Raw genomic sequence first — 25,068 nt, 5'->3', positions numbered from 1 at the left:
CAGGAGCAGAAGAAATGATAGAGAAGATTTTAATTGCGAACAGAGGGGAGATTGCAGTCCGGGTGATCCGCGCCTGCAGAGAAATGGGAATCCGTACGGTTGCTGTTTACTCTGAGGCAGATAAAGATGCGCTGCATACCCAGCTCGCAGATGAAGCAGTCTGTATAGGTCCTGCTCCATCCGCAGAAAGTTATCTGAATATGCAGAATATCATCAGTGCAACACTTGTGTCCGGCGCAGATGCAATCCATCCGGGATTTGGATTCCTTTCTGAAAACAGCAAATTTGCAGAACTGTGTGAACAGTGCAAGATCACATATATCGGACCGGATTCAAAGGTGATCAGTGCTCTTGGAAATAAATCCGTTGCAAGAAATACGATGGTGGAAGCAGGTGTTCCGGTTATTCCGGGAAGCAAGGAGCCTGTCTATACCGTAGAAGAAGGCGAGAAGATCGCTGGTGAGATTGGTTATCCAATCATCGTTAAGGCAGCACTTGGCGGTGGAGGAAAAGGAATGCGTGTCGCACAGACACCGGACGAGTTCCAGGCAAGTTTCCAGACAGCACAGAAAGAAGCGCAGATGGCATTCGGAGACGGAACAATGTATCTGGAACATTTTGTAGAACATCCGCGTCATATAGAATTTCAGATTCTTGCAGATAAGTATGGAAATGTGGTCCATCTTGGAGAAAGAGACTGTTCCATTCAGAGAAATCATCAGAAGATGATCGAGGAATCTCCGTCAGAAGCACTGACACCGGAATTGAGACAGAAGATGGGAGAAGCGGCTGTGAAAGCGGCGAAGGCAGCTCATTATACGAATGCCGGAACGATTGAATTTCTCTTAGAAAAGAGTGGAGCCTTTTACTTTATGGAAATGAATACAAGAATCCAGGTAGAACATCCGGTGACAGAATGGGTGACAGGAATCGATCTGATCAAAGAGCAGATTAAGATTGCAGACGGACAGAGACTAAAACTTCAGCAGAAAGACATCAAGATCACAGGTCACGCGATCGAATGTAGGATCAATGCAGAGAACCCGGAAAAGAATTTCCGCCCGTCTCCTGGAAAAATCACAGATGTACATTTCCCGGGTGGTGAAGGCGTACGTGTAGACAGTGCGATTTACACAGGATATGAAGTTCCGCCTTATTATGATTCCATGCTTGCAAAACTGATCGTACATGCTGACGACAGAGAAGAGGCTATCCGTAAAATGAGAAGCGCACTTGGCGAAGTTATTATTGAAGGTGTGGATACAAATATTGATTATCAGTATGAGATTTTGAATCATAAAAAATTCATATCTGGAGATATTGATGTGGAGTTTATCGGAGGAATGATGAATGAGACTGCATAATATGTTTAAAAAGACCGGAGAGAAGATCACTTCGATTCATTCACGAAACAGAAGAAAGCCGGAAGCACCGGAAGGAATCTTGAAAAAATGTAATAAATGCGGTGCGGCAATCTTGACAGATGAAGTAATCAACGGAAAATATATTTGTCCTAAATGTCATGGATACTTTCGTATTCCGGCATATAAGAGAATTGAGCTTGTGACAGACGCAGGCTCTTTTGAAGAATGGGATGCAAAGATCGATGAAGGGGAAAGACCGGAGAATCCGTTGGATTTCCGGGGGTATACAGAAAAAGTCGAAGCTTTAAGAGTAAAGACAGGACTTGATGAAGCGGTTGTTACAGGAAAAGCAACAATCTGTGGATATCCGGTTGTGATCGGGGTCTGTGACGGAAGATTTATGATGGCCAGTATGGGACATGCGGTAGGAGAAAAGATTACCCGTGCAGTCGAGCGTGCAACAGAGGAGAGGCTTCCTGTTGTTCTTTTTACCTGTTCCGGAGGCGCACGTATGCAGGAGGGAATCATTTCCCTGATGCAGATGGCAAAGACTTCAGCAGCACTGAAACGCCACAGTGATGCAGGCCTTCTTTATATTCCGGTATTGACTGATCCAACTACGGGAGGTGTCACAGCAAGCTTTGCTATGCTTGGAGATATCATTCTTGCAGAACCGGGAGCACTGATCGGATTCGCCGGTCCGCGTGTGATCGAGCAGACGATCGGACAGAAATTGCCGGAAGGATTCCAGAGAGCTGAATTCCTTCTTGAGCATGGATTTGTTGATCAGATCGTAACCAGGGATGAGATGAAGGAAGTACTGGGGCAGATTCTGAAAATGCATACGTTTACAGATGAAAAGAAAGAAGAATGTCCGGAAAAGAAAAAAGAGAACAGAAAAAACATATCTGCAGTAAAAGAAAATGTGTCAGCCTGGGAGCGTGTTCTGAAATCCAGGGAAAAAGAACGCCCGGTCGGTAAGGATTATATTGACAGATTGTTTACAGATTTTGTAGAATTACATGGAGACAGATATTATAAGGATGATCCGGCAGTAGTAGGAGGAATTGCGTATTTTCATGGAAAAGCAGTTACTGTGATCGCCCAGTGCAAAGGAAAGACAACGAAAGAGAATCTGGAACGGAATTTTGCAATGCCGTCTCCGGAAGGTTACAGAAAAGCACTGCGTCTGATGAAACAGGCAGAGAAGTTCCAGCGTCCGGTCATCTGTTTTGTAGATACTCCGGGGGCTTTCTGCGGAATGGAGGCAGAAGAGCGTGGACAGGGTGAGGCAATTGCCCGGAATCTGTATGAGATGTCAGCTTTGAAAGTGCCGGTTCTTTCAATTGTAATCGGAGAAGGTGGAAGCGGCGGTGCGCTTGCACTTGCAGTTGCAGATGAAGTGTGGATGATGGAGAATGCAGTGTATTCAGTACTTTCACCGGAAGGGTTTGCAAGCATTTTGTGGAAAGACAGCAAGAGAGCGTCAGAGGCGGCAGGAGTGATGCGTCTGACAGCAGCAGATCTTAAGGAACTTAAGGTGATCGAAGAAATAATTTGCGAGCCTGAAGTGTACCGGGAAGATACGATGGTTCCTGTGCTCTGTGAACTGGAAGAGAAGATGGAACATTTCCTTGAACAATATGGAAGCCTTTCAGAAAAACAACTGACAGATAGAAGATACGACAGATTTCGTCGAATGTAAGAGATAGAAAACATGGTATTGTCTGAATTAAGATAGCAGACCAGAATGAAAGTGATCCCGGAAGATTCAATAGAGAAGAGCTGTTTGAAGAGATCAGAGAACAGTAGAAGACGAGGAGGAAAAAAGATGGATGCGTATAATACCATCAATGACATTCTGGTACATTTATTTAATGAAATCTGGGAGCTGGAGAAAAAGGCAATCATTACAGAGGAGTTTAAAGACATCACAAACAACGATATGCATATAATAGAAGCAATCGGTGTTTCAGGAAAGACAACGATGTCTGTAGTGGCAAAGAAGATGAAGATTACGGCAGGGTCTCTGACCACAGCGGTGAATGGGCTGGTAAACAAGAAGTATGTAATGCGTGCCCGCGGTGAAGAGGATCGAAGAGTGGTGTATATCTGGCTGACAGAAAAAGGGGAGAAGGCTTACTATCATCACGAGGAGTTTCACAGGGAGATGACAAATGCTGTGCTGAACAGACTGGATGAAAAAGAGATTCCGGTTCTTATGAAGACATTGGACGGACTTTCAGAATTTTTCAGGGGATATTCTTCAGAGGAATAAAATGATAATTATCAAGGAAAATTTGACGTTTTGTCAAAAATGAGTTACAATAATCTGTATCGTGAATAATTTATCATTACGGACAAAAGTTCTTGTTATTATTTCGCGTTAAGAATAACATTGTAATGAGGTAGTGCCAATATACTTGGGTGTATATTTTAGGAGGGAAACAAGTATGGTAACAAAGAAGACATCTTCAACAACAAAAGCTGAAACAGCAACAGTAAAGGCAGAGAAGAAAGAGACAGCAGCTGCGAAAGCAATCGAGACAAAGAAAGACACAACAAAGAAACTTGAAACAAAGGCAGCAGTGCTGGTAGATACACCAGAAGTTCAGGCAGAAGAAGTGAAAGAGACAGTGAAGAAGGCAGCTAAGAAGGTTGCAGCAAAAGCAGAAGATACAGCTGAAAAGGCTGTAAAGACTGTAAAGAAAGCAGCAGCTAAGAAGACAGCAACTAAGACTACAAAGAAAGCTGATCTGAAGACAGAATTCTTCCTTCAGTTCTCTGGTAAAGAGTATACAGAGAAAGAGATTCTTAAGAAAGTCAAAGATGTATGGACAAAGGATTTGAAGAATAAAGTCGGAGACATGAAAGATGTTAAGATTTATCTGAAACCGGAAGAGTCAGCAGCATATTATGTTGTTAATGGAGATACAACAGGAAAAATCGATCTGTAAGATATAAATAAAAGATATAAGATCGCTTTCCGGACGTACCGGGAACAGGTTTACTTAAGAAAAGACAGGGAGTCAGACACAGCTGAATGCAGGTGAAGGACGGACCTGTCTTTTTAATATATTAGGAAAGTGCTTTCCTAATATATTAAAAACGCTCCGCTAAGGATGCGCACTGCGGCGTACAAGGTAGGTGTCGCAAGCGACCGCCGCAGGCGCAAGAATGTGCCTTTGCACATTCTTTGTTCTATATTAGGAAAGTCCTTGTAAACATTTCGCCGGTGCAGAAGGCAGTGTGCCTTAAGGTGACAGGAATCTGGCAAGTGTGGTTTGAGAAAGGAGTATGCAAGATGTACGAGAAAGAGATTGAGCAGCTGCAGGCAATGATTGATGAGAGTAACCGGATCGTGTTTTTCGGAGGAGCCGGTGTATCAACAGAAAGTAATATTCCGGATTTTCGAAGTGCAACAGGAATTTATCATCAGAAATATAAGTATTCACCGGAACAGGTGGTCAGTCATAGCTTTTTTATGAAATATCCGGAAGCATTCTATGAGTTTTATAAAGAGAAGATGATGATTTTGGATGCGAAGCCAAATGCTGCCCATCTGAAACTGGCAGAATTGGAGCAGGCCGGAAAATTGCAGGCTGTTGTGACACAGAATATTGATGGACTGCATCAGGCGGCAGGAAGCAGAAAAGTCTATGAACTTCATGGAAGCATCCACAGAAATTACTGTATGAAATGTGGGAAGTTCTATGATGCGGAATATGTGAAGAATTCAGAAGGAATTCCGAGATGCAGCTGCGGCGGGATGATTAAGCCGGACGTAGTACTTTATGAAGAGGGACTTGACCAGAAGACGATCCAAGGGGCAGTCGAAGCAATTTCATCAGCCGACATGCTGATCATCGGAGGTACTTCCCTTGTTGTTTATCCGGCAGCCGGTTTTATTGATTATTTTCACGGAAAACACCTTGTTGTGATTAATAAATCAGAAACAGCCAGAACTGTCCGGGCAGAGCTTGTAATATCGGCTTCGATCGGAGAGGTTCTTGGTGCGATTCATGTAAGTGGCGAATAAAATTTCTTTTCCTGTAAATACTTCTGAAAAGGAGGATGCTGTATGCAGCAATAAGAAGTATGGGAAGAAAAAAGGAAAAGACAATCAATCTTACAGAACTTGAACCGGAAGAAAAACTGAAGTATGAGATAGCAGAAGAATTAGGCCTTTTAGATCGCGTGATGCAGGATGGGTGGAAGTCATTAACATCAAAAGAGACAGGACGAATTGGCGGAATGGTCACCGGAAGAAGACGAGAGATAAAAAAACAGACAAAAATTGCGGATAAAAATGATGAAAGATAAACAAAAGTAAAATTTTGAATGACACAGCTTTTGACAAATCAGGATAAATTTGGTAAAATAGACAGAATGGGGAGAAATTATTTTGCGTTAGAATTCGCAGAGCTTTTGGAAAGTGATAACTTTGGTGGCATAAATGACAGAAAAAATTTCAATATTTGATGTGGAGATTTCCTGCATCAAGGCAAAAGAAGCAATGATGCAGGCAATCGGATTCATGAAAGGCGATTCCGTCAATACCATTGAACTTGTATCGATGGAATCTCTGATGAAAGAACATGAAAATCCGGAGTGGAAAAAAAAGGTTTCAATGCAGGATCTTGTCCTTCCGGGAAGTGTAGAGATTCTTGAGGCAGCGAAAACGGATGATGCAAGATTGCTGCGTGAGACGGATAATAAATTATTCTTAAGAATGTTTTTGAAATATTTACAGAAGAACCATCATAAGATCTATCTTCTGGCAGCCAGTCAGGAGGAACTGGTAAAAGCAGAGGAAGCTCTTGCAAGGTATAATCAGGGAATCCGTGTGGTAGGAGATGCCGTGATCCATCTGGAAGACGGAGAGTTGACAGATGCAGACAGGATCCATGGAATAGTGAATGCAGTCAATGGCTCAGAGGCAGATTGTATTTTATCAGTCCTTCCATCGCCGGCGCAGGAAGATTTTATTGAACAGAACCGGGCATTGATCGACACAAGAGTCTGGATTGGCTGTGGATCAGTTCTGATGCGCAGCTTTGACGACAGAAAGATGACAAGCCGGATAAAGAGAATGTTAGTAAAGAAAGTATTTCGCTATAAAGTAGAGAAGCAGAATTAGTCTTTGTGAAGAATGCTAAAAGATAAAAATGTGAATATTTCATAGATTCGACTAAGAAATGCATAAAAAAGATGGATTTCCTCTTTCTTTTTTTGCTGTTTTGCCTTAATATAATATAAGGGTATGTGTACGGATAAATAATGCATACAAAAAAATTGTGGAATATGCACATGCGTGTTACTACTTACAGTTTGCTGTAATCAGCAATACATCGTACAGAGTGGAGGAAAAAAGGATGATTTCGAATCAGATACTTCAAAACACTATTGAAGGATTAAAGGGAATATCAAGGGTTGATTTCTGTGTACTCGACACAGAAGGCAAGGAACTTGCAGCAACATTTGATATGGCAAAAGATTGTGGGGAAGCGGTTCTTTCTTTTGTTGAATCCCCGGCAGACAGCCAGGTGATCCAGGGATGCCAGTTCTTTAAGATCTTTGACGAACAGCGTTTGGAATATGTTTTGCTTGCAGATGGCGAGACAGAAGATGTGTATATGCTCGGTAAGATTGCGGCATTTCAGATCCAGAGTCTGCTTGTAGCCTATAAGGAGCGTTTTGACAAAGATAACTTTATCAAAAATCTTCTTTTAGACAACCTTCTTTTGGTTGATATTTACAATCGTGCAAAGAAATTACATATTGACACAGAAGTAAAACGTGTTATCTTTATTATTGAAACATCGCACGAGAAAGACAGTGCTGCACTTGATAATGTGAGAAATCTTCTGGGAGGAAAGTCAAGAGACTTTATCACAGCTGTTGATGAGAAGAATATTATTGTTGTGAAAGAACTCTCAGATAAGGACGGCAATAAGGAACTTGAGAAGATGGCGAAAGAGATGCTGGATACGCTCCAGGCAGAGGGAGGCGACGAGCAGATCCATATTGCATACGGAACCATCGTAAGTGATATCAAGGAAGTATCCAAGTCATACAAAGAGGCGAAGCTTGCACTTGATGTAGGTAAGATTTTCTTTGATGAGAAGGATATCGTTGCTTATACAACACTTGGAATCGGTCGTCTGATCTATCAGCTGCCGCTGCCACTTTGTAAGATGTTTATTAAAGAGATTTTCGAAGCAAAATCTCCGGATGACTTTGATGAAGAGACATTGACAACGATCAATAAGTTCTTTGAGAACAGCCTTAATGTATCAGAGACATCCAGACAGCTCTATATCCACAGAAATACACTGGTATACAGACTGGATAAGCTTCAGAAGAGTACCGGTCTGGATCTGCGTGTGTTTGAGGATGCCATTACTTTCAAGATTGCCTTAATGGTAGTAAAGTATATGAAGTATATGGAGACATTAGAGTACTAGAACCGTAGGAGTATAGATAAGTTTTAGGAGGAACATATGATTGAATTAAGGAATGTGACGAAGGAGTATTCCAAAGGTCACGCAGCCTTGAATGGAGTTTCCGTGAAGATTGAGCGCGGAGAATTTGTATTCATCGTTGGTGACAGTGGATCAGGTAAGTCTACATTGATCAAATTGATCATGAAAGAGTTGAATCCGACCGAGGGTACAATTATCGTCAACGGCCAGAATTTGAACCGTATGAAACACAGAAACATTGCTAAATACAGAAGAGGACTTGGAGTTGTGTTCCAGGATTTCCGTCTTCTGAAGGATCGTAATATTTATGAGAATATTGCATTCGCTTTGCGCGTGACTGAGACACCGACCCGTGTGATCAAGAAGAAGGTACCGGCAGCTCTGTCACTGGTAGGACTTGCACAGAAATACAAGTCATTCCCAAAGGAACTCTCAGGTGGAGAGCAGCAGCGAGTAGCGATTGCAAGAGCAATTGTAAATGAACCTGCCATTCTGCTGGCGGATGAGCCGACAGGAAACCTCGACCCGACAAACTCATGGGAGATCATGAGTCTGCTGAAAGAGGCGAATGAGCGTGGAACAACAGTACTTGTTGTTACACATAACCAGGAGATCGTAAACGAGATGAACGAGCGCGTCATTACTATGAAGCAGGGCGTAATCGTCAGTGATGAGAAAAAAGGTGGGTATATAAATGAGGATTAGTACATTTGGATACGTTGGAAAACAGGGCGTTAAGAATATCTGGAGAAACAAGATGTTTTCACTCGCATCCATAGCGACGATGTCAGCATGTATTTTCCTGTTTGGATTGTTTTTCTCGATACTTGTTAACTTCCAGTATATTATCAAAAGTGCAGAAGAAGGTGTTGCGATCACCGTCTTCTTTAATGATGACGCAACAGAGGAACAGAAGAAAGAGATTGGCGAACAGCTTGAGTCCCGTGATGATGTTTCAGAAGTGAAGTATGTGTCATCAGATGATGCATGGGCAGAATTCCAGAAAGAGTATTTTGGAGACAACCCGGAACTTGCAGAAGGTTTTAAGGATGATAACCCGCTGGCAGGTTCGGATAACTATGAAGTCTACATGAAGACGGTAAAAGGTGATAATAAGGATCTGATCGCGAAGAGTAAGTCTCTTTCAGCTACGCAGCAGGATCTGGTTAAATTTGCACAGAGTCTGGACGGAGTCAGACAGGTCAATAAGTCAGATGTTGTAGCGAACACACTTTCCAGTGTGAATATGCTTGTTGCATATGTTTCAATTGCAATTATCGCAATTCTTCTCGGAGTATCGATCTTCCTGATCAGTAATACGGTAACAACAGGTATTACAGTCAGAAAAGAAGAGATTGCAATCATGAAATATATCGGAGCGAAGGACTTTGTAGTAAGATCACCATTCGTGATCGAAGGTCTGATCATCGGATTATTCGGTGCAGTTATTCCGCTTGCTCTGTTATATTTCCTTTATGACAAGGCTGTAGTATATATTATGGAGAAGTTTAGCATTCTGAAGAATATCATTACATTCCTTCCGGTTGGAAATGTATATATCTATTTGTTGCCAATCGGGCTTGCAATGGGAATTGGAATTGGATTCCTCGGAAGTTACTTCACTGTTCGTAAGCACTTAAGAGTGTAATAGGAGATACCTATGAAAAGACGGATGAGAAAGGTGACAGCACTGGTTCTGTCAGTCGGAATGATGCTGTCAATGACAATTACTTCCGGTGCTGTGACAATTGATGAAGCGCAGAAAAAAGCAGATGAGCTGCAATCACAGAAGAGTGCAGCTCAGGCTGAAAAAGATACACTTGCTGCGAAACTTAATTCCATCATTGACCAGATGAACAAGACGCAGGAAGAATTAAGTGCCAAGGAAACTGAAATTTCAACAGCTGAGGAAGAGCTTGTACAGGCGAAGGTTGATGAGGATGATCAGTATAACAGCATGAAGAAGAGAATCAAATTCATGTATGAGGGTGGTAATACCCAGTTCCTTGAGATACTGATGTCCAGCAGCAATATTGGTGATCTGCTCAATAAAGCGGAGTATGTATCAAAGCTTTCTTCCTATGACAGAGATATGCTTGTTGCTTTTCAGGAAACGGTGAAAGTTGTAGAAGAAAAGGAAGCAAAGCTTAAAGATGAGTATGAGAAGCTGAATACATTACAGACAAGCTTGGTAAGTCAGCAGACGGAAGCGCAGAATCTGATCAGCAGTAAGGAAGCACAGATTGCGGAGATTCAGAATCAGATTACAGATAATGCGAACCTTCTTGCAGACCTCAAGGCGAAAGCAGAAGCAGCAAAACGTCTTCAGGAAGAGCAGGCAGCGGCGGCTGCTGCAGCTGCTGCGGCGGCAAAGAAGAACAATAGCGGAAGCAGTAGTAACGGAAGCAGTAGTTCCAGACCGGCTTCCAGCGGAAACGTGGTGAGCGGAAGTGGATATTTTACACATCCATGTCCGGGAATGACGTATCAGTCCAGTTATTTTGGAGAGGTTCGATCTTTCGATTCAAGACCACATAAAGGAAATGATTATGCCGCACCGACAGGAACACCTACATATGCAGCAGCAGCCGGAACAGTCATTACGGCAGGCTGGAGCAACAGTGCGGGAAACTGGGTTGTTATAAGCCATGGAAACGGATTGGTGACAAAGTATATGCATCACAGCTCAATTTGTGTGAGTGCCGGTCAGAGAGTGGAAAAAGGACAACAGATCGGATATGTTGGTTCTACAGGATATTCAACCGGAGCACATCTACATTTCCAGGTGGAGCTTAACGGAACACCAGTGAATCCAAATAATTATATGTAAGACAAAGGGATTCAAAATCTTCCTTTCATGTTTACATGAAAGTGATTCAAAGAATAAAGGGGGACAAAGTGGAAGATTCTGCTTTGTCCTTTTCTTTAAATAACAGCGAAAGGGACAGACAATGGAACAGAAAAAGAAAAAGGGATATGGAGCCGGGATTGTTACCGGAATTCTTGCAACAGTTCTTGTCAGCCTGCTTCTCCTTGTGGGATTCAGGGTCATTACGAACACAGCCGGCAGTTATGCATCTGGTAAAGTGACAGAAAAAGAGGTATCAAAAAAACTGAATAAGCTGAATGCTTTGATTGATAAATATTATCTGTATGAAGATGAAATTGATACAGATAAGCTGGCAGAAGGAATTTATTCCGGATATACGAGTGCACTGGGAGATAAGTACACTGTTTATTATGATGAAGATGAGACGAAAGCTCTGATGGAATCAACAAGCGGAACATTTTCAGGTGTGGGTGCAACGCTGACAAAAGATGCGGATACGGGCTATGCCACAATTGTAAATGTCTATGAAGACTCTCCGGCAGAGAAAGCAGGACTGAAAGCAGGAGATATTCTGGAGAAAATCGATGACCACGAGGTTGGTGATGAGCAGCTTGACACGGTGGTGTCCTGGATTAAAGGAGAAAAGGGAACAGAGGTAAAGATTACAGTTCTCAGAGACGGAGAAGAGCTGGAACTGACTGCTACAAGAGATACGATCGAAGTGAAGACAGTTTCGTATGAGATGAAAGAGAATCAGATTGGATATATCAGAGTGTCTGAATTTGATACAGTAACCTATGATCAGTTCAAAGAAGCATTGGATGATCTTGAAAATCAGGGAATGCAGGGTCTTATTGTTGACCTGAGAAACAACCCGGGCGGAAGTCTTGATACAGTTACAAATATGCTGCGTCTGCTTCTTCCGGAAGGTACAATTGTATCAACAAAGGACAAGAATGGAAAGACAGACGAAATCACTTGTGACGGAACTCATGAATTTAAGAAACCAATGGCAGTTCTTGTAAACCAGTACAGTGCCAGCGCATCTGAAATCTTCAGCGGTGCAGTACAGGATTATGGAACAGCAAAGATTGTCGGAGTTACAACGTATGGAAAAGGTGTTGTGCAGCAATTGATGGATCTGGGAGATGGAACCTGTCTGAAAGTGACGATTGCAGAGTATTATACTCCAAATGGAAGAAGCATCAATGGGAAAGGTGTTGAGCCGGATGTCGAGGTGGAGTATCAGTATGACGAAGAGAATCCCAAAGCGGATAACCAGCTGGATCAGGCATTAAGCACAGTACAGGAAGAAATTGTTGAAAGTACACAAAACCGATAGGTTGAAAAAGCCTCATTCTGATAAAATGTTAAAATGTGTGACAATTCAGATAAAAACTCTTGAAAATCAAAAAATGATGTGCTAATATTGGAAACAAGTTTTAGCAGACTAAAGTGCTGAACCAGAAAAAGGCTAAGAACAAGACTCTGATTCACAGAAACTGACAGGAAGTTGGCGTCACCGACTGAGAGCGCCGGACAGCGGAGCGGATTAAGGGAACACTTGGGAGCTGGCTGTCTGAACAGATGAAGTAGGGCAGCACGTGGAGCATACGTTACATGCAAAGAGTGGAATCTGGCTTACACAGGGATAAGATTTGAAATGTGAAGACTGAGATTCAATGCGGGTGGTACCGCGGATATTATGATTGTAATTTCCGTCCCGGGATACTGATGTATCCCGGGGCTTTTTTATTTAGAAAGCTTCTTCCCGGGATGCTGGAATCTGAAAGGAGAAGAATTATGGAATTTGTAACAGGTGTAAAAAAGAAGGAAACATTGGAACTGAGTGAACTTCTCGAAGAGGGAAGAATTGGAACCGAAGTGAAAGTAAATGGTGCGATCCATACGATCCGTGATATGGGAACAATTGCATTCATTATTCTCAGAAAAAGAGAAGGACTTGTTCAGTGTGTATATGAAGAAGATATTTCCAAATTTGACTTGAAAGATGTGAAGGAAGCAGATACAGTAGAGGTAACAGGTGTGCTTGTAGAGTCTGCGAAAGCTCCGAATGGGATTGAGATTCGCCTTGGTGAATTGAAGATCTTAAGTGAGCCGGCAGAGCCAATGCCGCTTCCGATTGCAAAGTGGAAGCTGAACACATCTCTGGAAGCAAAATTAAACTACAGACCGATTTCTCTGAGAAATATCAGAGAGCGTGCGAAGTTCAGAATTCAGGAAGGAATCGTAAGAGGGTTCCGTGATTTCCTTTATAAAGAAGGATTTACAGAGATCCATACTCCGAAAATCGGTGCCAAGAGTGCAGAGGGCGGTGCGAACCTTTTCCGTCTGGAGTATTTCCACAGACCGGCGATCCTTCAGCAGAGTCCACAGTTCTATAAGCAGATGATGGTCGGAGTATTCGACAGAGTCTTTGAGACAGCGCCAGTATTCCGTGCAGAGAAACACAACACAAAGCGTCATCTGAATGAGTACACAAGCCTTGATTTCGAGATGGGATATATTGATGGATTTGAAGATATCATGGCAATGGAAACGGGATTTCTTCAGTATACGATGGAGCTGTTGAAGAAAGAGTATGCAAGAGAACTTCAGATTCTGAATATTGAAGTACCGAAGACAGATAATATTCCGGCAGTAAGATTCGACGAGATCAAACGACTGGTATCCGAGAAGTATGACAGAAAGATCAAGAACCCATTTGACCTGGAACCAGAGGAAGAGACATTGATCAGCCGTTATGCGAAGGAAGAATGGGATGCAGATTTTGTATTCGTTACTCATTACCCATCAAAGAAACGTCCATTCTATGCAATGGATGATCCGGAGGATCCGACTTACACGCTCAGTTTTGACCTGCTTTTCAGAGGAATGGAGATCACAACCGGCGGACAGCGTATTCATGATTATCATGAACTTCTTGCGAAGATGGAGAAGCGAGGTATGACAGATGAAGGCATGGAGCAGTATTTAAGTGCATTTAAGCATGGAATGCCACCACACGGAGGTCTTGGAATAGGTATGGAACGTCTGACAATGAAGATGATGAACGAAGACAATGTAAGAGAAACAACATTATTCCCAAGAGACTTAAGTCGTCTGGAACCATAAGAAGAAAATACAAAAAACGGGTCAATCCCCCTGGATTGAACGAAAAAACTGTTGGATGTGAAGGTCTGAACTGAGAAAGAGAACTGCCCACAGGATGTTGTGGTCAGAAACTTAAGGAGTAGAAACGAGGGAGGATCTTTATGTTTAAGAAAAAAGAATGTTATCTTTGCGGAGGTAAATTAATTGATGGCCGTTGCAGTTCCTGTGGGCTGGATAACACAAAGCTGGAGAAAAAGAATTACAGGCTGAATGAGAGCAGCTTTGACCGCAAGAAAAAAATGACATATTCCCAGAAACGACAGAATGAGACTGGAGAGACAAAAAAACGGGAGAAAAAGCAGGATGCGGGACATCTCTGTGAGAGTCATAACGGACGGAAAAGAACGCAGACAGAATATCAGCAAAAAGAAAATCCGCGGATTGAAATCCCACAGACAGGGCAGATGCAGCTGGGTGGGCCGACGGTATTTAATCCGGCAAGGAAGGTTCATGCAGGATCTTACGAGGAACAGAAAAAGGCAAGGAAAATCAGTGGAATTCTTGCGGGAATCATCGTAGCAATCGTAGCATTTGCAAGCATTGCAGGTTCCTTTGGTGATTTCATTTCCTCATTTGGGGATGATTTTCATTCCTCAGATTATGACTGGAATGATGATGGTAGCGAAGTGGATTCTGAGTATGATCCATATATGAATACAACGAGAGAACTTTCTGAGACAGGAGCAACTTATGATTGTGTATTAGGATATGGGGAGTATGAGATCGGAGCACAGATCCCGGAAGGAACTTATGAAGTGGAGCTTGTCTCAGGAGAAGGCTCCATGCAGCAGGATGATCCTGAGAATTCGATTTATTACTATTCTTATTTTAGTGAAGATGAGTCAGATACGGATGCAGGAGATTATCTGGATGATGTGAGACTGTATACAGGAGGTCATCTGAAGATTGATACAGGACTGGTTGTCCAGTTTCATTCTGAGAATGCACAGACGGAACAGATGCAGCTGGAAGAAAATCCGCTGACGGAACAGGTAACATTGAAAGCCGGAAACACTTATACGGCGGGAACAGATTTCCCGGCAGGATGGTATGATGTGACCGAGGCATCAGGAGTCGACTGGGCGGAGCTTCATTACAAGATTTATCTTGGTGATTTTTATGATAAGGAAAATGAAAATCTCAATTATGAAAATTATGGACTCTGGTTTTATGATACAGATGGATCAGAATCTTATAGAAATGCAGTTTTCCCGGAAGGAACGGAGCTGGAAGTGGATGATGGGGACTTAATCCTGACGCCGTCCGGCTCAGTAAAAAACCAGAATTATGACAGTTTCTATGATATGTACCGCTATAGGTCGCAATAAGCTGAGAAATTTATGATACTGATTTTGGAAATTGTCAGGATTAGCAAAGACAGAGTAGAAAGAAAGGATGATTAAATTGGCAAATAAAATATCCGATGAAACAATCGAGTATGTAGGAATCCTTGCAAAGCTGGAACTTTCAGAGGAAGAGAAAGAAGCAGCGAAAAAAGACATGGAGCAGATGCTGGATTATATAGATACATTAAATGAACTTGATACAACAGGGATTGAACCAATGTCTCATGTATTTCCGGTACAGAATGTGTTCCGTGAAGATGTGGTGACAAATGGCGATAACAAAGAGGCAACACTTGCGAATGCACCACTTCGTAAAGAGGACAGTTTTGAAGTGCCGAAGACAATTGGTTAAGGGAGTGAGAGCAGATGGATTTATTAAAACTTACAGCCCTTGAACTGGGCGAGAAGATCAAAGTAAAAGAAGTAACTGTACGAGAAGCAGTCGATGCAGTGATTGGACAGATCAAAGAAGCGGAGTCAGAGATTCATAGCTTTGTGACGATAGATGAAGAAGGTGCTTATGCACAAGCGGAGGAAATTCAGAAGAAAATAGATGTGGGCGAACTGACAGGTCCACTTGCAGGAGTTCCGGTTGCAGTAAAAGATAATATGTGTATCGAGGGACAGCTTACCACATGTAGTTCAAAGATTCTTTCCAACTTCAAACCGACCTATACGGCAGAGGCAGTTGAGAACCTCAGAAAAGCAGGAGCGGTTATCATTGGTAAGACAAATATGGATGAATTTGCCATGGGAAGTACAACAGAGACGTCTTATTACGGACCGACACGCAATCCGCACAACACAGCGCATGTTCCGGGAGGTTCTTCCGGTGGTTCCTGTGCGGCAGTGGCAGCATCCGAATGTTATTATGCACTTGGATCTGATACCGGCGGATCCATTCGTCAGCCGAGTTCTTTCTGTGGAGTTGTCGGACTAAAACCAACTTATGGAACCGTTTCCCGATATGGACTTATCGCATATGGATCTTCTTTAGATCAGATTGGACCGGTAGCGAAAGATGTATCGGATTGTGCGGCAATTCTTGAAACAATTGCATCCCATGATCCGAAGGACAGCACTTCCATGGATCGTGATGATTGTGATTTCACAGAAGCACTTGTCGATGATGTGAAAGGACTCCGTATTGGAATCCCAAGAGACTATATGGGAGAAGGTCTGGATCCTGAAGTAAATGATGCTGTGATGAAGGCAGCAAAAGTACTCGAAGAAAAGGGTGCGATTGTTGAGGCGTTTGATCTGCGACTTGTAAAATATGCAATCCCTGCTTATTATACGATCGCAGATGCAGAGGCAAGTTCTAACCTGGAACGTTTTGATGGTGTGAAATATGGTTATCGTACGAAAGATTACGATGGACTTCATAACATGTACAAGAAAACACGTTCAGAAGGATTTGGCCCTGAAGTAAAGAGAAGAATCATGCTTGGATCTTTTGTCTTAAGTTCAGGATATTATGATGCTTACTATCTGAAGGCACTTAGAACAAAAGCTTTAATCAAGAAAGAGTTTGACCGTGCATTCCGTAATTATGACATCATTCTCGGACCGGCAGCACCGACAACTGCTCCGGAGCTTGGAAAGAGCTTAAGTGATCCGATGAAGATGTATTTGGGAGATATTTATACAATCTCAGTCAATCTTGCAGGTCTTCCGGGAATGAGCGTTCCGGTTGGAAAAGACAGCAAAGGACTTCCAATCGGTATGCAGCTGATTGGAAATGTATTTGAAGAAAAAACTTTGATCCGTGCAGCATATACCTATGAGTGTGCGACAAAGAAGATGCATGAAACACCGGCAAATGTCGGTCTTATGTCAGAAAAGGAGGTGCGTTAACAATGGCAAAGCAGTATGAAACAGTCATTGGACTGGAAGTGCATATTGAGCTGGCTACAAAGACAAAGATCTTCTGTGGATGCAGCACAGAATTCGGTGGCGCACCGAATACACATACTTGTCCGGTATGTACCGGTATGCCGGGATCGCTTCCGGTGTTGAATAAACAAGTCGTAGAATATGCTATGGCGATTGGTCTTGCAACAAACTGTAAGATTACACAGGTATGCAAATTTGACCGTAAAAACTATTTCTACCCAGATAACCCACAGAACTATCAGATTTCCCAGCTGTATCTCCCGATTGCCAGAGATGGATATGTAGAGATCGAGAGTGGTTCAGGAAAGAAGAAAGTAAGAATCCACGAGATGCATATGGAAGAAGATGCAGGTAAGCTGGTTCATGATGAGTGGGACGATACGTCACTTGTCGATTATAACCGAAGCGGTGTGCCACTTGTAGAGATCGTATCTGAACCGGATATGCGTTCCGCAGAAGAAGTTATTTCCTATCTTGAGAAGCTTCGTATGATCGTGCAGTATTTAGGCGCATCAGATTGTAAGCTTCAGGAAGGTTCTATGCGTGCTGATGTCAACCTGTCTGTCCGTGAAGTCGGATCCGATCAGTTTGGTACAAGAACAGAGATGAAGAATCTGAACTCATTTAAGGCAATCGCACATGCAATTGAAGGCGAGCGTCAGAGACAGATTGAGTTGATCGAAGAAGGAAAACAGGTTGTACAGGAGACAAGACGCTGGGATGACAACAAAGAGCATTCTTATGCAATGCGTTCCAAAGAGGATGCACAGGATTATCGTTATTTCCCGGAACCAGACCTTGTTCCGATCGTGATCAGTGATGAATGGATCGAGAAAATCAAATCTCAGCAGCCAGAACTTCGTACGGAGAAGCTGGAGCGTTACAAGGAACAGTTTGATATTCCGCAGTATGACGCAGAGATCATCACAGGTTCTAAGAAAATGGCCGATCTTTTTGAGGCAACAACAGCAATCTGTGAGAAACCGAAGAAAGTTGCAAACTGGCTGATCGGAGAGACCTTCCGTCTGATGAAAGACAATGGAATGGAGCCGGAAGATTTAACATTCTCTCCGGAGAACCTGGCAAAATTAATTGATCTTGCGGAGGCAGGAACCATTAACAGTTCTGTGGCAAAAGATGTATTCAAGCAGATTTTCCATGAGGATATAGATCCTGAGAAATATGTCGAAGAACACGGGCTTAAGATGGTGAACGATGAAGGTGCACTCCGTGAGACAGCTGCTAAAGTGATCGCAGACAACCCACAGGCAGTCGCAGACTTCAAAGGCGGTAAAGAGAAAGCAATCGGAGCACTGCTTGGACAGACAATGCGTGCCATGAAGGGGAAAGCAAACCCAGGAATGGTGAACCAGGTGCTGCGGGAGTTGTTAAAATAAAATTTGATTTGCCTGTTAGGATTCCTGTAAATGGAACAGATACATTTATTGACCTAATATTGAAATTAAGATTGATATATTGACAGTCTGGAAAATGTCTGCTATATTACAAGTAGAACACAGAGAAATAATAAACTATATATGTTCAAAACAATAAGAGATTCGGAAGGATGTGGAAAGAATGAAACGAGATTATTATGAAGTGCTTGGACTGTCAAAGGGCGCAGAGGATAAAGAAATAAAGAGAGCATATCGTAAGCTGGCGAAGAAGTATCATCCGGACACGAATCCTGGGGATAAAGAAGCGGAGAAGAAATTCAAAGAAGTGACGGAGGCGTACTCTGTACTGAGTGATCCGGAGAAGAAGAAACTGTATGACCAGTTCGGTCATGCTGCATTTGATCAGAGCGGTGCTGCAGGTTCCGGATACGGAAATGCCGGTACAGGTGGCTTTGGAGGATTCGGCGGAAACGGCGGATTCAAAGGCGGTACTTACCGTAGTTATGGTGGACCGGGAAGGGGATATCAGGAGTATCATTTCGAAGGTGGCGACATGGATGATATGTTTGATGACATTTTCGGAAATATGTTCCATGGAGGAAGTGCTTCAGGACGCAGCAGAAGGACATCAGGATTTACCGGTGGATTTGGAGGAGAAAGCTTCAAATCAAAAGGTTCTGATATCAAGGCAGGTATCACTGTAGGATTTGATGAGGCTGCATTTGGTGGAGATAAGGTTATTACCCTGAGTAATCCGGAGAATCCGGGACAACCGGGACAGTCACTGAAGGTTCATATTCCGGCAGGTATTGATAGCGGAAAGTCGATCCGTTTAAGAGGAAAGGGAATGCCGGGAACCGGTGGCGGTGAAGCCGGAGATCTTCTGTTGAAAGTAACAGTTGCTCCGAAACCTGGATATGAGCGGAAAGGCATGGATGTGTATACAACCGTATCTGTTCCATATACGACAGCTGTATTCGGAGGAGAGACATTGGTACACACCTTGTACGGAGATGTTATGTGCAAGATCAAAGAGGGAACACAGTCAGGTTCCAAGATCCGTCTGAGAGGCAAGGGAATCGTTTCGATGAAAGATTCATCCGTTCACGGAGATCAGTATGTGACAATTCAGATTGAAGTGCCAAGAAACTTAAGTCCGCAGGCAAGACAGAAATTAAAAGAGTTTGAAGAAATCTGTCAGGGGAGTTCAAGAACAGCATAAATAAATGAAAAGACCAGAGGCTTGTTTCACAAGTTGAAACAAGAACCTCTGGTCTTTTCTGCTGTTTAGAATATTGTTGTAGCTGTTTTGCAGTTACTGTGAGCAGTAACGTTTTGCACAGGTACAATTTATAGCCACTGACTCAGAAATTTGAAGCCAGTAACAAACGAATTATAATTGGGATTCTGCTAGTTACGTTCCCAACGACCGGAAGCACCACATGGAAGAACCAATCCTGAATCTGTAACAGGAAGTCCGATCTCCTGAGAATCTACATGTCCGTTCCAAGGTTTTAATTCAGTTGAGATCATGTAGGTAAGTACGGCAGGAGCAAGTCCTGTTGTATAAGAATTCACAAGGAAGAACAGTGCATCCTTGGAAAGAATCTTTGTACAAAGCTTGATGAGTGGATGGATCATATCTTCAATCTTCCAGATCTCGCCTTTTGGTCCACGCCCATATGACGGCGGATCCATAATGATTGCATCATAAGTGTTGCCACGGCGAATCTCGCGCTCAACGAACTTCACACAGTCATCGACAAGCCAGCGGATCGGTGCATCTCCCAGACCGGAAGAAACCGCATTCTCCTTTGCCCATGTCACCATACCCTTAGATGCATCTACATGAGTAACCTGCGCTCCGGCAGCTGCCGCTGCAAGTGTAGCACCTCCGGTATAAGCAAAAAGGTTCAGCACCTTGACCGGACGTCCAGCATTCCTAATCTTCTCAGAGAACCAGTCCCAGTTAGTTGCCTGCTCAGGGAAGAGTCCTGTGTGCTTGAAACTAAATGGTTTTAAATTAAATGTGAGAGAACCGTAATGGATCTGCCACTGCTGTGGGAGACTAAAAAACTCCCATTCACCGCCACCCTTTTTGCTACGGTGATAATGTCCGTTCATCTCTTTCCAACCGCGGTTCTTCTTAGGAGTATCCCAGATGACCTGCGGGTCCGGACGGACAAGAAGATAATTTCCCCAACGCTCAAGCTTTTCGCCACCTGAGCAGTCAAGAATTTCGTAATCTTTCCAATTATCTGCAATCCACATGAATTAGTTAATCCTTTCTACAAAAAATACTTGTAATCATACAGAGACAATCTCAAAGAACGATACATTTTTGAAATTGTTTCGTTTTATATCGTCTATAACATTTCTATTATAATAGAAAGTCCTATGGTAATGCAATGAAAATTTTCAGATTCAGAAATCAAGTGTTGCCAGCCGGTATTGTTCACACGATGTGTGAACAGCATTCTTATAAATGGACTGGTTAAAATGCACTATAAACCTACTAAACACATAGGAATATAAAAACAAAACGCCGAAAACATATAAAACATATTGACAAGGTAGGTTAATAAGATGTATTATACGCCTATCGAATCTGAGATGCGAAAAAGTAACAGAGTTACATCAAATGATAGATGGAGTGATGAGTATGATAAAAGTAGAACATGCAAACAAAACATTTTCCGGGAAATACGGTACAGTACATGCGCTGCAGGATGTCAGCATTCATGTAGAGAAAGGTGACATCTACGGAATTATCGGATTTTCCGGAGCAGGTAAATCAACTTTGATCCGGTTGGTAAATGGATTAGAGACACCGGATACGGGAAATGTTATAGTCCAGGGAGAAAATCTTGGGAATCTGAAAAAAACGCAGCTTCGCAAGCTTAGAAGAAAAATCGGAATGGTTTTTCAGCAATTTAATCTTCTTGAATCAAAAACAGTGTATCACAACATTGCATTGCCATTGATTCTTGAAAAGGCACCAAAGGAAGAGATTGATAAGAAAGTAAAAGAAGTACTCCGGTTTGTAGAACTGGAAGATAAGAAAGATGTTTATGTAAGCCAGCTTTCGGGAGGACAGAAACAGAGAGTGGGAATCGCAAGGGCACTGACAACAACACCGGACATTCTGCTCTGTGACGAGGCGACAAGTGCACTGGATCCGCAAACTACAGAATCCATTCTGAAACTGCTTAAGAAGATCAACCGGGAGATGGGAGTTACAATCCTTCTGATCACACATCAGATGCAGGTCGTTCAGATGATCTGTAATAAAGTAGCAGTTATGGAGAACGGACAAGTAGTAGAGGCCGGAAGTGTGCTTGATGTATTCGGAAAGCCACAGGCACCTGTTACAAGAAGATTCGTTCAGACTGTAGTAAATGATCAGATTCCGGAAAGCATTCTAAGTCTTGTGAAAGAACAGAAAGAACATTTCCGGGTAGAGAGGCTTAAGTTTATCGGAAGCAGTGTAAAACGACCTGTGATTTCAGATATCTGTCATGTGGATGGAATTGTAGTAAATATTCTAGGAGCAACCGTGCAGGAATTGCAGGAGAATGTAATGTGTGTGTTCATTTTGCAGCTGATCGGAACGGAAGAGAAAATGTTAGAAGCTGAGAAACAGATTGATGAGAATGGAGTAATCAGAGAAAGAGTGGAGGCGATTTAATGGAACAAGAGTATTTTGGAGTATCACTGGAAAAGTTACTGACCAGTGGTGGACAGACCTTATATATGGTTGCATGGTCACTGATTATTGGAACAATCATAGGAATTATTTTGGCACTGATCCTTGTACTTTGCCGTAAGGGAGGACTGATAGAGAATCTGATCCTTTACAATATTGTAAGTATCTATATTAATATAGTAAGAAGTATTCCATTTGTGATCTTACTGGTAGCGATCATGCCGTTGACAAGGGCAATTGTTGGAACGACCATCGGAAGTACAGCATCACTTGTCCCGCTTGTTATTTATATCAGTCCATATCTTGCACGCTTGATGGAAAATAGCTTACTGGAGATTAATCCGGGTATTCTGGAAGCGGCTGAAGCAATGGGGGCATCTACCTGGCAGACGATTCGGTATTTTCTGCTTCCGGAAACACTTGGATCTATCGTACTCGCATTGACAACAGGTACGATCGGGTTGCTTGGAGCATCAGCAATGGCTGGATATGTAGGCGGAGGAGGTGTCGGAGACCTGGCACTGACTTATGGATATCAGAGGATGAATACACCATTGATGATCTTTACTGTAGTTGTACTGGTTGTATTTGTACAGATCCTTCAGCTTGCAGGAAATACAATTTCAAGAAAACTCAGACAACATAGATAATTGATTAAGAAAGAACGAGGAGAATTATATTATGAAAATCAAGAAAATTATTGCAGGATTATTAGTAGCAACAACAGCATTCAGCCTGGCGGCATGCGGAAATTCAGATTCAGGAGATACGAAGAAAAGTGACGCGGATACATCAGAGAAAAAGGAAATCGTCTATGGAAAATCCCAGGGACCATATACAGAACTTTTCGAAGATGCAATTGTTCCAATTCTTGAAAAAGAAGGATATACTCTGAAAGCTGTTGACCTTTCAGATCTTCAGACAGCAGATGTTGCACTAAATGATGGAGATGTAGATGTCAATGTAGAACAGCATACAGCATACATGGACAGTTTCAATCAGAGTTATAACGCAGATCTGGTTGCAATCAGTCCGATTCCAACTGTTCCGGCAGGCGTTTATTCAGAAAAATATGATTCTGTAGATGAAATTCCGGATGGTGCGAAGGTTGCAGTCCCAAATGATGCGTCCAACACAGCACGCTGCTATCTGATGCTTCAGAAAATCGGCTGGATCAAGCTTGACGAGAATGCTGATCCATCCACAGTTACACAGGATGATATTGTAGAGAACCCACATAATATTGAATTTACAGAAATGAACAGCATGACAATTCCGGCAGCAGAATCTGATTTTGATTATATTGCAATCACAGGAAGTGTTGTATATAATGCAGGCATTGATGCTTCTACAGCACTGGCCAATGAAGATATTTCAGATTATCTTGTACTTCAGGTTGTTGTAAAAGAAGAGAACAAAGATGCAGATTGGGCACAGGCAATCGTGGACGCATACCATTCAGATGAATTCAAACAGTATATGAAAGAAAACAATGATGGATTATGGTGGATCCCGGAGGAGCTTCAATAATTAAGAAAGGCAGTGATGAAAATGGATCAGACAGAAAAATTAATCCTAGAAGCAATCGATCAGCACAGAGATGAGATCATTGAATTTGCCAGAGATATATACGATCATGGAGAACTTGGATATAAAGAATTCAATACAGTAGAAAAATTCATAAAGAAGATGAAAGAATTAGGTCTGCGCACAGAAACCGGACTTGCAATTACAGGAACAAAAGCGTATTTAAATGAAGAAAAGAAAGATACAGCAAGCCTTGCACTTCTTGGAGAACTTGATGCACTTAGGATTCCGGAGCATGCTCATGCGAATCCAGAGACAGATGCGGCACATTGCTGCGGACATCATGCACAGATGGCTGGAATCTTTGGTGCGGCACTGGCTCTTACAGTTCCGGAGATCGCGGAAAAACTGGATGGACAGGTGGTATTTTTTGCAACACCGGCGGAAGAGTATGGTGAAATTGGATTCAAAAATGAACTGCGTGCACAGGGAAAAATAAAATATGGCGGTGGAAAATGTGAGCTGCTTCGTATCGGCGCATTTGATGATATTGATCTTTGTATTACACATCACATTGCACCGGGGGATGACATCATAGTAGGAAGTGGAACCGGAAATGGATTTGTATCTAAAGTGATCCGTTGTTTAGGTAAGGCAGCCCATGCGGCAGGAACACCGGAACAAGGTGTAAATGCTCTGTCGGCGGCGTCACTTGGTCTGCAGGCACTCGGTCTGAATCGGGAGACATTCCGTGATGAGGATTGTGTCCGTGTCCATCCGATCATTACAAAGGGTGGCAACCTGGTAAATGTAGTGCCTGATGAAGTTGTAGTAGAGACATTGGTAAGAGCTAAAACAATCGAGGCATTTACAGATGCAGCGAAGAAAACAGACCGATCCTTTCACGCAGGAGCTACTGCAATGGGAGCGAAGGTTGAAATCACAACACTTCCGGGATACCTTCCGACACTTGCGGAAGAAGCACTCCCAGAATTAAAAAGAGCAGCAGAACTTTCTGCACCGGAAACAAATGTGATCGAGGCCTCAGGACATACGGGAGGATCTACAGATGTCGGTGATGTCCAGCACTTAATGCCTGTATATACATTTAATACAGGGGGTGTAAAGGGTGGACTCCATCAGGTAGAATTTGAAGTGACGGATGAGGAAGAAGCTTATATTGTCACTGCGAAGATGTTTGCACTTGGAGCCTATGGACTTTTGAAAGAAAAAGCAGCAAGAAGCAGAGAACTTGTTAAAAATTATAAGCCGGTATTTGAAAATTCAGCAAAGTATGCGGAGTTTATGGATCAGTTTGATTCGAAAGAAGTATTGGAATAATT

General features: G+C 42.6%; 23 protein-coding genes. 22 read left to right on the top strand and 1 reads right to left on the bottom strand.

What is annotated here, in order from left to right; all coding sequences use genetic code 11:
• The first annotated feature begins 14 nt into the window (after positions 1 to 14).
• The 18 genes from LI126_RS03220 to LI126_RS03135 all read left to right on the top strand — a co-directional run bounded on the left by LI126_RS03220 (position 15) and on the right by LI126_RS03135 (position 19,714).
• Entirely contained in the window at positions 15 to 1,364 is a 1,350-nt protein-coding gene (locus LI126_RS03220) for an acetyl-CoA carboxylase biotin carboxylase subunit (protein ID WP_020436402.1), read from the top strand.
• Complete coding sequence (locus LI126_RS03215; RefSeq protein ID WP_055146213.1) at positions 1,351 to 3,069, top strand: acetyl-CoA carboxylase carboxyl transferase subunit; 1,719 nt, start codon at positions 1,351 to 1,353, stop codon at positions 3,067 to 3,069. Before LI126_RS03220 ends, LI126_RS03215 begins: the two co-directional genes overlap by 14 nt.
• 126 nt (positions 3,070 to 3,195) lie before the next feature.
• On the top strand, positions 3,196 to 3,642 hold the full coding sequence (locus LI126_RS03210) for a MarR family winged helix-turn-helix transcriptional regulator (protein ID WP_015528342.1): 447 nt from the start codon (positions 3,196 to 3,198) through the stop codon (positions 3,640 to 3,642).
• 175 nt (positions 3,643 to 3,817) lie between these two features.
• On the top strand, positions 3,818 to 4,321 hold the full coding sequence (locus tag LI126_RS03205; RefSeq protein WP_055146210.1) for a DUF6465 family protein: 504 nt from the start codon (positions 3,818 to 3,820) through the stop codon (positions 4,319 to 4,321).
• A 347-nt stretch (positions 4,322 to 4,668) separates the two neighbouring features.
• On the top strand, positions 4,669 to 5,403 hold the full coding sequence (locus LI126_RS03200; RefSeq protein ID WP_227164806.1) for an NAD-dependent protein deacylase: 735 nt from the start codon (positions 4,669 to 4,671) through the stop codon (positions 5,401 to 5,403).
• A 59-nt stretch (positions 5,404 to 5,462) separates the two neighbouring features.
• Positions 5,463 to 5,687: a small, acid-soluble spore protein, alpha/beta type gene (locus LI126_RS03195; RefSeq protein ID WP_055157607.1), complete on the top strand. Its 225-nt coding sequence runs from the start codon at positions 5,463 to 5,465 to the stop codon at positions 5,685 to 5,687.
• A 133-nt stretch (positions 5,688 to 5,820) separates the two neighbouring features.
• Positions 5,821 to 6,504 carry a WecB/TagA/CpsF family glycosyltransferase gene (locus tag LI126_RS03190; protein WP_020436407.1) on the top strand — a complete coding sequence of 228 codons (684 nt, stop codon included), beginning with the start codon at positions 5,821 to 5,823 and terminating at the stop codon, positions 6,502 to 6,504.
• A gap of 235 nt (positions 6,505 to 6,739) precedes the next feature.
• Positions 6,740 to 7,831 carry a PucR family transcriptional regulator gene (locus tag LI126_RS03185; RefSeq protein WP_015528338.1) on the top strand — a complete coding sequence of 364 codons (1,092 nt, stop codon included), beginning with the start codon at positions 6,740 to 6,742 and terminating at the stop codon, positions 7,829 to 7,831.
• 36 nt (positions 7,832 to 7,867) lie between these two features.
• A complete protein-coding gene (gene ftsE / locus LI126_RS03180) occupies positions 7,868 to 8,554 on the top strand; it encodes a cell division ATP-binding protein FtsE (RefSeq protein ID WP_015528337.1) in 687 nt (228 codons plus the stop codon).
• Positions 8,544 to 9,497 (top strand): permease-like cell division protein FtsX, encoded by a 954-nt coding sequence (ftsX, locus tag LI126_RS03175; protein WP_020436408.1) that lies wholly within the window; start codon positions 8,544 to 8,546, stop codon positions 9,495 to 9,497. The genes ftsE and ftsX overlap by 11 nt, the downstream gene beginning before the upstream one ends.
• A 12-nt stretch (positions 9,498 to 9,509) precedes the next feature.
• On the top strand, positions 9,510 to 10,679 hold the full coding sequence (locus LI126_RS03170; RefSeq protein ID WP_054751504.1) for a murein hydrolase activator EnvC family protein: 1,170 nt from the start codon (positions 9,510 to 9,512) through the stop codon (positions 10,677 to 10,679).
• A gap of 121 nt (positions 10,680 to 10,800) precedes the next feature.
• Positions 10,801 to 12,021, top strand: a complete 1,221-nt coding sequence (locus LI126_RS03165) for a S41 family peptidase (protein WP_227164805.1) — start codon at positions 10,801 to 10,803, stop codon at positions 12,019 to 12,021.
• A gap of 461 nt (positions 12,022 to 12,482) precedes the next feature.
• Positions 12,483 to 13,814 (top strand): aspartate--tRNA(Asn) ligase, encoded by a 1,332-nt coding sequence (gene aspS / locus LI126_RS03160; RefSeq protein WP_020436411.1) that lies wholly within the window; start codon positions 12,483 to 12,485, stop codon positions 13,812 to 13,814.
• A gap of 140 nt (positions 13,815 to 13,954) precedes the next feature.
• Positions 13,955 to 15,181: a hypothetical protein gene (locus LI126_RS03155; RefSeq protein WP_227164804.1), complete on the top strand. Its 1,227-nt coding sequence runs from the start codon at positions 13,955 to 13,957 to the stop codon at positions 15,179 to 15,181.
• Positions 15,182 to 15,257: 76 nt separating this feature from the next.
• Positions 15,258 to 15,551, top strand: a complete 294-nt coding sequence (gatC, locus tag LI126_RS03150; RefSeq protein WP_054751804.1) for an Asp-tRNA(Asn)/Glu-tRNA(Gln) amidotransferase subunit GatC — start codon at positions 15,258 to 15,260, stop codon at positions 15,549 to 15,551.
• A gap of 14 nt (positions 15,552 to 15,565) precedes the next feature.
• Positions 15,566 to 17,056 carry an Asp-tRNA(Asn)/Glu-tRNA(Gln) amidotransferase subunit GatA gene (gatA, locus tag LI126_RS03145; protein WP_227164803.1) on the top strand — a complete coding sequence of 497 codons (1,491 nt, stop codon included), beginning with the start codon at positions 15,566 to 15,568 and terminating at the stop codon, positions 17,054 to 17,056.
• 2 nt (positions 17,057 to 17,058) lie between these two features.
• Positions 17,059 to 18,492, top strand: coding sequence for an Asp-tRNA(Asn)/Glu-tRNA(Gln) amidotransferase subunit GatB (gene gatB / locus LI126_RS03140; RefSeq protein ID WP_020436415.1), 1,434 nt, complete (start codon positions 17,059 to 17,061; stop codon positions 18,490 to 18,492).
• Between the two features lie 181 nt (positions 18,493 to 18,673).
• Positions 18,674 to 19,714 (top strand): DnaJ C-terminal domain-containing protein, encoded by a 1,041-nt coding sequence (locus LI126_RS03135; protein ID WP_227164802.1) that lies wholly within the window; start codon positions 18,674 to 18,676, stop codon positions 19,712 to 19,714.
• Between the two features lie 188 nt (positions 19,715 to 19,902).
• Here the strand turns inward: LI126_RS03135 and LI126_RS03130 are convergent, their stop codons facing one another.
• On the bottom strand, positions 19,903 to 20,763 hold the full coding sequence (locus LI126_RS03130) for a class I SAM-dependent methyltransferase (RefSeq protein WP_227164801.1): 861 nt from the start codon (positions 20,761 to 20,763) through the stop codon (positions 19,903 to 19,905).
• A 391-nt stretch (positions 20,764 to 21,154) separates the two neighbouring features.
• On the opposite strand from LI126_RS03130, the gene LI126_RS03125 reads away from it, so the two are divergent.
• Genes LI126_RS03125 through LI126_RS03110 form a run of 4 tightly spaced genes read left to right on the top strand, consistent with a single transcriptional unit; the run spans position 21,155 to position 25,066 of the window.
• Complete coding sequence (locus LI126_RS03125) at positions 21,155 to 22,180, top strand: methionine ABC transporter ATP-binding protein (protein ID WP_227164800.1); 1,026 nt, start codon at positions 21,155 to 21,157, stop codon at positions 22,178 to 22,180.
• Positions 22,180 to 22,848 (top strand): methionine ABC transporter permease, encoded by a 669-nt coding sequence (locus tag LI126_RS03120; RefSeq protein WP_020436418.1) that lies wholly within the window; start codon positions 22,180 to 22,182, stop codon positions 22,846 to 22,848. The genes LI126_RS03125 and LI126_RS03120 overlap by 1 nt, the downstream gene beginning before the upstream one ends.
• A gap of 31 nt (positions 22,849 to 22,879) precedes the next feature.
• Positions 22,880 to 23,728: a MetQ/NlpA family ABC transporter substrate-binding protein gene (locus LI126_RS03115; protein WP_227164799.1), complete on the top strand. Its 849-nt coding sequence runs from the start codon at positions 22,880 to 22,882 to the stop codon at positions 23,726 to 23,728.
• A 21-nt stretch (positions 23,729 to 23,749) separates the two neighbouring features.
• Positions 23,750 to 25,066: an amidohydrolase gene (locus LI126_RS03110; protein ID WP_227164798.1), complete on the top strand. Its 1,317-nt coding sequence runs from the start codon at positions 23,750 to 23,752 to the stop codon at positions 25,064 to 25,066.
• Positions 25,067 to 25,068 lie beyond the last annotated feature (2 nt).

The organism is Mediterraneibacter sp. 210702-DFI.5.30 (genome assembly GCF_020560115.1).
GTDB classification, from domain to species: domain Bacteria; phylum Bacillota; class Clostridia; order Lachnospirales; family Lachnospiraceae; genus Mediterraneibacter; species Mediterraneibacter faecis.
The sequence above is the reverse complement of the archived record's forward strand: the minus strand, read 5'-3'. Positions and strand labels throughout refer to the sequence as shown.

Coding starts and splice junctions, on each gene's coding strand:
- LI126_RS03220 (WP_020436402.1), top strand. CDS start 15: ATGATAGAGAAGATTTTAATTGCGAACAGAGGGGAGATTGCAGTCCGG.
- LI126_RS03215 (WP_055146213.1), top strand. CDS start 1,351: ATGAGACTGCATAATATGTTTAAAAAGACCGGAGAGAAGATCACTTCG.
- LI126_RS03210 (WP_015528342.1), top strand. CDS start 3,196: ATGGATGCGTATAATACCATCAATGACATTCTGGTACATTTATTTAAT.
- LI126_RS03205 (WP_055146210.1), top strand. CDS start 3,818: ATGGTAACAAAGAAGACATCTTCAACAACAAAAGCTGAAACAGCAACA.
- LI126_RS03200 (WP_227164806.1), top strand. CDS start 4,669: ATGTACGAGAAAGAGATTGAGCAGCTGCAGGCAATGATTGATGAGAGT.
- LI126_RS03195 (WP_055157607.1), top strand. CDS start 5,463: ATGGGAAGAAAAAAGGAAAAGACAATCAATCTTACAGAACTTGAACCG.
- LI126_RS03190 (WP_020436407.1), top strand. CDS start 5,821: ATGACAGAAAAAATTTCAATATTTGATGTGGAGATTTCCTGCATCAAG.
- LI126_RS03185 (WP_015528338.1), top strand. CDS start 6,740: ATGATTTCGAATCAGATACTTCAAAACACTATTGAAGGATTAAAGGGA.
- ftsE (WP_015528337.1), top strand. CDS start 7,868: ATGATTGAATTAAGGAATGTGACGAAGGAGTATTCCAAAGGTCACGCA.
- ftsX (WP_020436408.1), top strand. CDS start 8,544: ATGAGGATTAGTACATTTGGATACGTTGGAAAACAGGGCGTTAAGAAT.
- LI126_RS03170 (WP_054751504.1), top strand. CDS start 9,510: ATGAAAAGACGGATGAGAAAGGTGACAGCACTGGTTCTGTCAGTCGGA.
- LI126_RS03165 (WP_227164805.1), top strand. CDS start 10,801: ATGGAACAGAAAAAGAAAAAGGGATATGGAGCCGGGATTGTTACCGGA.
- aspS (WP_020436411.1), top strand. CDS start 12,483: ATGGAATTTGTAACAGGTGTAAAAAAGAAGGAAACATTGGAACTGAGT.
- LI126_RS03155 (WP_227164804.1), top strand. CDS start 13,955: ATGTTTAAGAAAAAAGAATGTTATCTTTGCGGAGGTAAATTAATTGAT.
- gatA (WP_227164803.1), top strand. CDS start 15,566: ATGGATTTATTAAAACTTACAGCCCTTGAACTGGGCGAGAAGATCAAA.
- gatB (WP_020436415.1), top strand. CDS start 17,059: ATGGCAAAGCAGTATGAAACAGTCATTGGACTGGAAGTGCATATTGAG.
- LI126_RS03135 (WP_227164802.1), top strand. CDS start 18,674: ATGAAACGAGATTATTATGAAGTGCTTGGACTGTCAAAGGGCGCAGAG.
- LI126_RS03130 (WP_227164801.1), bottom strand. CDS start 20,763: ATGTGGATTGCAGATAATTGGAAAGATTACGAAATTCTTGACTGCTCA.
- LI126_RS03125 (WP_227164800.1), top strand. CDS start 21,155: ATGATAAAAGTAGAACATGCAAACAAAACATTTTCCGGGAAATACGGT.
- LI126_RS03120 (WP_020436418.1), top strand. CDS start 22,180: ATGGAACAAGAGTATTTTGGAGTATCACTGGAAAAGTTACTGACCAGT.
- LI126_RS03115 (WP_227164799.1), top strand. CDS start 22,880: ATGAAAATCAAGAAAATTATTGCAGGATTATTAGTAGCAACAACAGCA.
- LI126_RS03110 (WP_227164798.1), top strand. CDS start 23,750: ATGGATCAGACAGAAAAATTAATCCTAGAAGCAATCGATCAGCACAGA.